General features: G+C 59.2%; 7 protein-coding genes. 2 read left to right on the top strand and 5 right to left on the bottom strand.

The genetic code is table 11. From position 1 onward, the window contains the following. From AC1D0I_RS31915 to AC1D0I_RS31895, 5 genes are all read right to left on the bottom strand, one after another. Nucleotides 1–675, bottom strand: a 675-nt coding sequence (locus AC1D0I_RS31915; protein ID WP_477400097.1) for a TadE/TadG family type IV pilus assembly protein, incomplete at its 3' end; no start/stop codon positions are given. A 72-nt stretch (nt 676–747) separates the two neighbouring features. Continuing rightward, nucleotides 748–1,041 carry a hypothetical protein gene (locus tag AC1D0I_RS31910; RefSeq protein ID WP_477400096.1) on the bottom strand — a complete coding sequence of 98 codons (294 nt, stop codon included), beginning with the start codon at nt 1,039–1,041 and terminating at the stop codon, nt 748–750. Further along, nucleotides 1,028–2,473, bottom strand: coding sequence for a type II and III secretion system protein family protein (locus tag AC1D0I_RS31905; RefSeq protein ID WP_477400095.1), 1,446 nt, complete (start codon nt 2,471–2,473; stop codon nt 1,028–1,030). Before AC1D0I_RS31905 ends, AC1D0I_RS31910 begins: the two co-directional genes overlap by 14 nt. 55 nt (nt 2,474–2,528) lie before the next feature. Beyond that, nucleotides 2,529–3,569, bottom strand: a complete 1,041-nt coding sequence (gene cpaB / locus AC1D0I_RS31900) for a Flp pilus assembly protein CpaB (protein WP_477400094.1) — start codon at nt 3,567–3,569, stop codon at nt 2,529–2,531. Between the two features lie 99 nt (nt 3,570–3,668). Beyond that, entirely contained in the window at nt 3,669–3,890 is a 222-nt protein-coding gene (locus tag AC1D0I_RS31895; protein WP_477400093.1) for a Flp family type IVb pilin, read from the bottom strand. A gap of 533 nt (nt 3,891–4,423) precedes the next feature. Between AC1D0I_RS31895 and AC1D0I_RS31890 the strand changes: the two genes are divergently transcribed. Both AC1D0I_RS31890 and AC1D0I_RS31885 read left to right on the top strand, forming a co-directional pair. Continuing rightward, nucleotides 4,424–5,530 carry a phosphatase PAP2 family protein gene (locus tag AC1D0I_RS31890; RefSeq protein WP_477400092.1) on the top strand — a complete coding sequence of 369 codons (1,107 nt, stop codon included), beginning with the start codon at nt 4,424–4,426 and terminating at the stop codon, nt 5,528–5,530. 94 nt (nt 5,531–5,624) lie between these two features. Continuing rightward, entirely contained in the window at nt 5,625–7,007 is a 1,383-nt protein-coding gene (locus AC1D0I_RS31885; protein ID WP_477400091.1) for a CpaF family protein, read from the top strand. Nucleotides 7,008–7,097: the final 90 nt, after the last annotated feature.

Genomic DNA, 7,097 nt, shown 5'->3' with positions numbered 1-7,097 from the left:
CACTTTCAGAATGCGGAATTCCCGACTATAGGTGTCTCCCGACGCGAAGGCTTGCTGAATCGTCTTGCTGGTCAACGGGTCGGCCGTCTCGAACGGGTTGCACATGAAGATCGGCACGGTTTCGCAGATCGACTGAACGAACCCGGCCACGGCTTGTGGCTGGATGTCCATGGTGTTGGCGCTGCCAATCATGCTTGCCGGAAAGATCGTCGCAAATGCGCCGGCACCATCAGCCAAACCGGACGCGTTCACCGTCACCAAGGAGAACTGCACCGCTTTCGGGTCGGTGCTTGACCAATCATGGCCAGTGGAGTCGACGCCATCAGCAGTCAAAGTGGTGTCATCGCTGGCGGGTATCCCGGTCAGGTATTTGATCGTGACATCGGCAAGAGCCAGTGTGTGATTGTCTGCCGTTGAAAATTTGGTTGTGTTGCTGAGGAGAGTAGTCGCCGCCCGGTTGGCTCGGTCAATCGAATCCGCCCTGCCATCAAGCTCTGAAGCTGTCGCAAGCGCAAGCGCATCGATACCTTTCTGCAGATCGTTGTGAAGCCCGTTGAGCCTGGCCATATCGATGGCCAGCACGGAAAAACCGATCAGAACCGGAAACATTATCGCCACGAAGATCATCGCTACGCCGCGTTGATCGTTCCAGAACGCACGAATGGCCCCCAACATGACCTTACTCTCTCTCTCACCTTGCGCCAGGGCCCTTCGCATGCCCGGCGCCTCCGCATCCTTCCGTTCAGTTCACTGCGTTGTCACACCCGAGTTGCCGACATTGACCGTGATAGGCGGCGGCGCCGGCGGCGGTGGTGGATGTTTGTAGTTCTCGCCAACATTGGCGGCGCGGGTGCCGTCACCTTCGATCTTCGTGTTCTTTGAAGCCGGGTTGAGCGTGTCGACCGTCTGCAGCAGCGAATTGAACTTCTGCGTGTCGCCGGCGGCCAAGGTCACCGAATCGTAGTTGTTCAGATAGTCCGCGGCGCAGCCCGACAGCGCGCCGGCGCACAGAACGAGGATCAGGGCGCTATTTCTTGACATAGAGCATCTTGTCCTTCGATTTGAAGTCGAGCATGTGGCCATAGGGGCCGGTGACGCCGTCGCCGGTTTCATATTTGCGGATCATGTCTTTGTTCACCTCGAGCTGCCCGAGGATAAAGAACTCCGGGTCGTTGGCGGGCCGCGTCTTGTCGAACGGTGTCGCCAGCTGTTCGCCGGGCTTAACCGGCCGCACGACATGCGGCGTGACGATGACCACGAGTTCGGTTTCTTCCTGCTGGTTGCTCGAATTGCGGAACAGCGTCCCGATAACCGGCACCTGGCCGAGCCACGGCACCTGGTTCTGAAGCTTGGTGGTTTTGCTCGACAGAAGTCCGCCCACGGCGAAGCTCTGGCCGTCGCGCAACTCGACCACGGTCGCAAGCTTACGGTTGGTGAAGATCGGGTCGCCGGCGGTTGTGAAGCCGGTCAGGTCGCTGACCTCCGGCGCCAGCTTCATATGGATCTTACCGTCGTCGAGCACGATCGGCGTGAACGTAAGGTTGACGCCGAATTGCTTGAAATCGATCTGGACCAGGCCATCCGTGCCGATGCTGCGGATTGGGACTTCGCCGCCGGCGTTGAAGCTGGCCGGCTCGCCTGAAAGCGTGGTGAGGTTGGGGTTAGCGAGCGTGCGCACCACGCCCTTGGCCTCCAACGCCTCGATGATCAGATCGATCTTGAGGTTGTTGTCGAYGACGCGCGTGATCAGGGCTCCGAAGGGATTGGAGTTCGATAGGAGGCCGCTGAGCATATCGCCTGGCCCGAGCACGATATTGTCCTGGTCGACGGCGGCAACACCAGTACCGGTACGGGTCGTGCCTCTGCTGTTGGTGCTCTTGATCGACACGCCGAGATCGCGGCCGGCGTTGCGCTTGGCTTCCAGCACGCGCACTTCCAGATTGACCTGTTGGCTGTCGTCGACGATGACGGAGTTGATGATGGCATCGGGGCCATATTGCTGCGCAACTTCCATGATTGCCGCCAGCGTGGCGCCGTCCTTGACATGGCCGGCAAGCCTGACCCTGCCGTTGACCGAACCGACTTCGATGCGCGACTTTGGAGCCACCTGGCGGATTGCCTGCGCCATGTCGCTGACGTCGACGCCGACCTCGATCTGGATGACGCCGAGCGAACGCTTGTCCGTGGAGAAGAGATTGACCGTAGTGGTGCCGGCGCCCTTTCCGATGACGTAGAGCGTGCGGTCGGTCATCGGCTGGGCATCGGCGATCTTCTCGTCGCCGACGACGATGTCACCCAGATTGGCATTCACCTGGATCGTTACCGATTGCGACATCGGCAGGAAGATCTTGTGGACGCTGGGGTTCGACACATCGATGAAGCGGTCTGCAGCGTGAGCCGCGAGGCTCAACGACAGCAACGGACAGAGACAGGCTAGAACGAAGGCCGCCAGTGGTCCCCAGAACACGCGCATTTACGCTACCCCCTCGCCGGCTGATTCGGACTCCAGATATCCTAGTATGCCGGTGTTATTTTTGTCGTGGCACATCATATGTTTCGAGCTTTATACCTCGAAACACACCGACTGTCGCCCGCGCCGGTGGTTCCGGCTGCACATATTTGACCACTTCCTTGACAACTTCTTTCACCTGCGGCGCAGAAGCCACAGCCGGAGCCGGCTTCACCTTGCTCAGATCGTCGAGCTTGCTTCCCACCCGGTCCACGGCTTGGGTCAAACCGGCTATCTTGTCGTCGGCGCGTCTGCGCTCCTCCGCGGCCGCCGCTTCCGCCGCAGCCTTCTCGTCGAGTTCGGCCTGCCTTTTGGCGACGTCGGCTGGCGTTTCGCCGGTCAGGTCGGAAAGCGTTATGCGTTCGGTCATCTCGCCCTGGCTGGCCGCGGCCTGGCGAAGCGCCAGCGACAACTGCCCGGCGCCCGCTGCAAGAGTCAGCTTCTGCGCATCCTTGGTGCTGGCCTCGAGCGTCACCGACTTCACCACCGTCGGATTGTCCTTGCTCTCATCGGCCACCTGGTCGACGGCGAGCACCTTCATGCTCTGCAGCAGCACGTCGACAAAACTCCTGTCCGCGCCATCGTCGCCGCGCGCCGTGCGTGTCAGCAAAACATCGACCCGGTCACCCGGGAAGACGAAGCCGGCAACGCCGAGCACGTCGTTGACGCGGATGGAAACCGCTTTCATCCCTTCGCCGAGCACCGCCGAAAGCGTGGCACGCTGGCCGGGACCGGTGATCTTGCTGGCAAGAACGGGTTCGTTTGCGCTGATTGCCTGTAGCGCCTGCCTTGCGCCTTCGCCGGCCAGGGCATCCTTGGTCGTCTTGAACGCGCCTGCCGGTATTGCGCCCGCCGGCCAGGGAATTTCGCGCAGCTTGTCGGCGCTGAGCGTGTCGCCGAATTTCAGCGGCACTGCCGCCACCACGACCGTATCGCGCTCGCTACCATTCGACTGTGCCATCGCATTGCGCTGGCCGGCCAGCCAGATGTTGGCAAGTACCACCGCCAGTACGCCGAACACGCCGGCGAGAACAATCATGATCAGAGTATTGGCACGCATCTTCCCACCCCAAATCGCCCCCCCAAAGGGCGATGCTAGTTTTCCGTGATGCAGAAAGCCTGGGCCGGGACCGACCGGTCCCGACCCAAGAGTTTATGGTTACGGTGTGCAATCGCCGCCGGCGCCGCCAGCCTTCGTGACACCCTTGGTGTTCAGGTTGGCGCAAAGACCGGTGAACTGATCACCAACCCAACCGCCGATAGCGAGGATCGCGAGCAGCGATGCCGCAGCGATAATGCCGACAAGGATGGAATATTCGACCATGGCAGCGCCGTTTTCGTCGTCGCGGAACTGCCGGGTCATCGTCATGAGCTTCTTCATGCCAATTTCTCCTTCTGGAGGTTTGAACCCGACGAGACAGAGCCAAGGATGAAATCCATACCCAAGCATCCCCCGTCATCTCGATCCTTGTCCCACGAAAAAGCAGAGTCAAACAGATTAACAGTTCCTTAACCTTCCAATACCTGATCAGGGGGTGGGTTAGTTTTTACAAGAGCTTGATTCGATTAATTTTTCAACCTTCTTAACCATTCATTCACAATTTGGCCATACGTCCGAATTCGGTATCACTAAATTAGTCCATATGCATAATCCTTTATATATAAGGGCTTACGAGGGGGGTATCGACCCGACGTGGCTCATTGCAATCGTTCATGTTCCGTGAGGTAACAGGCCGGCGCGTGGCCTTGACGTGTCGCCAAATAAAACGATTTTTTTTTGCGCTTCTTGTTAACTATGCCGTAAGTATTGGCTGGTCGCGACCTCGCGCGCCGCTTGTGCCATGCGTGGTTAACAGTTAGTTTCCGCGTCACGAATTTAGCGGGGGCTAACGCATCGTGGTGGGCGGTTCGGCAATGGGTGGGGAGCAGGTGGTCATGCAGGTGTCGCATCATGGATGTGACGTGACTGCTGATTTGCCTTACGCCGGACCCACGGGATGTTCGGAATATCAATCGACTCAAGGCAGAGCGGCGGGTTTTCGGGGCCGTCAGCTCAATGCGTTTGTTTTGGCCTTGCTCGCAGGTCTCGCGGCTGCAGTTTCGATCTGGTACCCGTTTTCGACTGTAAGCGTAGAGCCGGTTCTTTGGCTTCGAACTGCGATCTCAGCAATGCCTATGGTCTTGCTGTGGGTTGCGCTTGGCGCGATGCGCTACCAACTTCGCAAAACTCCCTTTCGCTATCGCGACATGTTGAGCGATGTCGCAAGCAGGCTCCAGAGTCTGATCGTGACATTGAGCGTTATCACTCTCTTCTCGGTTGAAATTTTGTTGTTGTCCTATTTGGCAACCGCAACCAGCCGTCCTTTGATGGACGTATATCTGGCCGCGGGTGACGCTGCCCTGGGCTTCGATTGGGTGGCATATGTCGGGCGGCTGAATGAACATCCTTGGATGGTGTCGGTACTTTCGTACGCCTATTTCAGCCTGAAGGTTCAGTTTCTGCTGTTGCCAGCCATCCTTGCCTTGACCGCCCGTTCGGGCCGGCTAAAGGAATTCGCCGCGCATTTTGGGCTGGCCGGTGGTTTGACCTGCCTGATCATGATGGCGGTGCCGGCGGCGGGGACTATGGATTTCTACCATCCTTCGCCGGATCTTTTGAGTTCTTTTGGTCCCGATGCCTCAGCGCGCCACCTTGAACAGCTCCATGCACTTCGGATGTTGAAGCCGTTCCTGATCCAGTATCCGGAGGGTCTTGTGACCTTCCCGTCGTTCCACTCTGCACTGGCTGCGATATTTGTCTATTCCGTGCGAGGCATTCGCTACGTGGCGCCCCCCGTCTATCTGTTGAACGCCATGCTGATACTCGCCGCGCTGCCAGAAGGCGGTCACTACCTTGTCGATATTCTTGCGGGCTTCGCGGTCGCCGCCGTCTCGATTCTAACAGTCCATCAGATTGCCAAACTCGAGACTCTGCAACAAACTGGTTACCAAGAAGCGCAATCGTCGGAGCAGCAGGCATGATCATGACCTTACTTAACTATGGAATGAACCGCCTCGCGAACTCCTTGTGGCCAGTCAATAGGATCCGTTCAGCGGCATTGGAGACTTACGGAAGATGCTAGGTCGTTTCATCAAGGGACCGAGTGAGACCCGGGCGCAGCAGGAGCCGGCGCCTGTAGCAGTGCTGCCCAGCGTTCCGTCTCCGGCGACGCCGGTCGCCGAGGGCGCCGACGCTTTCCTGACGCTCAAGGTCGAGCTTCATCGCCACCTGATCGATCGGTTCAATCTGACCGCTCTTGAAAATGCGTCCAAGGATGAGATCCTGAATGAGATCCGTCCAATCGTTCGCGAATTCGTTCGGAATCGAAACGTGCCGCTGAATGCCCGCGAACTCGATCAGCTGACCAGCGACACGGCCGACGAGATGCTGGGGCTCGGGCCGATCGAGCCGCTGCTCAAGGACGATTCCATTACCGATATCCTGATCAACACTCACAAACGCGTCTTTATCGAGCGGCGTGGCTTGGTCGAAGAGACGGCAATCCGGTTTCGTGATGAGGCGCATTTGCTGCGCGTCATCAACAAGATCGTCTCCGCCATCGGCCGCCGCGTCGATGAATCGTCACCGATGGTCGATGCGAGGCTTGAGGATGGCTCGCGCGTCAACATCGCCGTGCGGCCGATCTCGGTTGACGGCCCGCTGGTGTCGATCCGCAAATTCTCGAAGAATCCTTATTCGCTCGAACGTCTGATGGCGCTCAACTCGATCAGGCAGCCGATGATCGATCTGTTGCGCATCGCCGTGCAGGCGCGCAAATCGATCCTAGTGTCAGGCGGCACAGGCAGCGGCAAGACGACCTTGCTCAACGCGCTGTCGAGCTACATCCCGTCCAGGGAGCGCCTGATCACCATCGAGGATGCGGCGGAACTGCAACTGCAGCAGCCGCATGTCGGCCGGCTGGAGACACGCCCGCCCAGTGTCGAAGGGAAAGGCGAGGTTCGGCAGCGCGAGCTGGTCAAGAACGCGCTGCGCATGCGTCCCGATCGCATCATCGTCGGCGAGGTGCGCGGCGAGGAAGCCTTCGACATGCTGCAGGCGATGAACACCGGCCACGAAGGCTCAATGACCACCATCCACGCCAACACCCCGCGCGATGGGATCTCGCGGCTGGAGCAGATGGTTGGCATGGCCGGGATGCCGATGACGCACGAGTCCATCCGGGCGCAGATTGCTTCGGCCATCGACATCATCGTGCAGACGCAAAGATTGTCGGACGGCGGCAGGCGCGTGACATCCATCTCGGAAATCACCGGAATGGAGGGCAATGTCGTCCAACTCCAGGAAATCTATCATTTCGTCCGGCGCGATGTCGCCGCCGACGGTACGATCATCGGCGAATTTCGCGCCACCGGCGTCAGGCCTAGATTTGCGGCGGAAGCGGCAACACTGGGGCACCATTTCGGCAAGGATGCCTTCAATCCGCAGGTTGCGCTCTGATGCCGTCCGGCCAGGCATTGCTCTATTTTATCTACGCACTCGCGGCGGCGTCGGTCATCCTCGCCGGCGAGGCCCTGTACGGCCCTGTAC

This window comes from Mesorhizobium sp. P2_D1 (assembly GCF_056404455.1).
Note: the sequence above shows the minus strand (reverse complement) of the source record. Positions and strands in the feature narration are given on the sequence as shown.

Coding starts and splice junctions, on each gene's coding strand:
- AC1D0I_RS31910 (WP_477400096.1), bottom strand. CDS start 1,041: ATGTCAAGAAATAGCGCCCTGATCCTCGTTCTGTGCGCCGGCGCGCTG.
- cpaB (WP_477400094.1), bottom strand. CDS start 3,569: ATGCGTGCCAATACTCTGATCATGATTGTTCTCGCCGGCGTGTTCGGC.
- AC1D0I_RS31895 (WP_477400093.1), bottom strand. CDS start 3,890: ATGAAGAAGCTCATGACGATGACCCGGCAGTTCCGCGACGACGAAAAC.
- AC1D0I_RS31890 (WP_477400092.1), top strand. CDS start 4,424: ATGGGTGGGGAGCAGGTGGTCATGCAGGTGTCGCATCATGGATGTGAC.
- AC1D0I_RS31885 (WP_477400091.1), top strand. CDS start 5,625: ATGCTAGGTCGTTTCATCAAGGGACCGAGTGAGACCCGGGCGCAGCAG.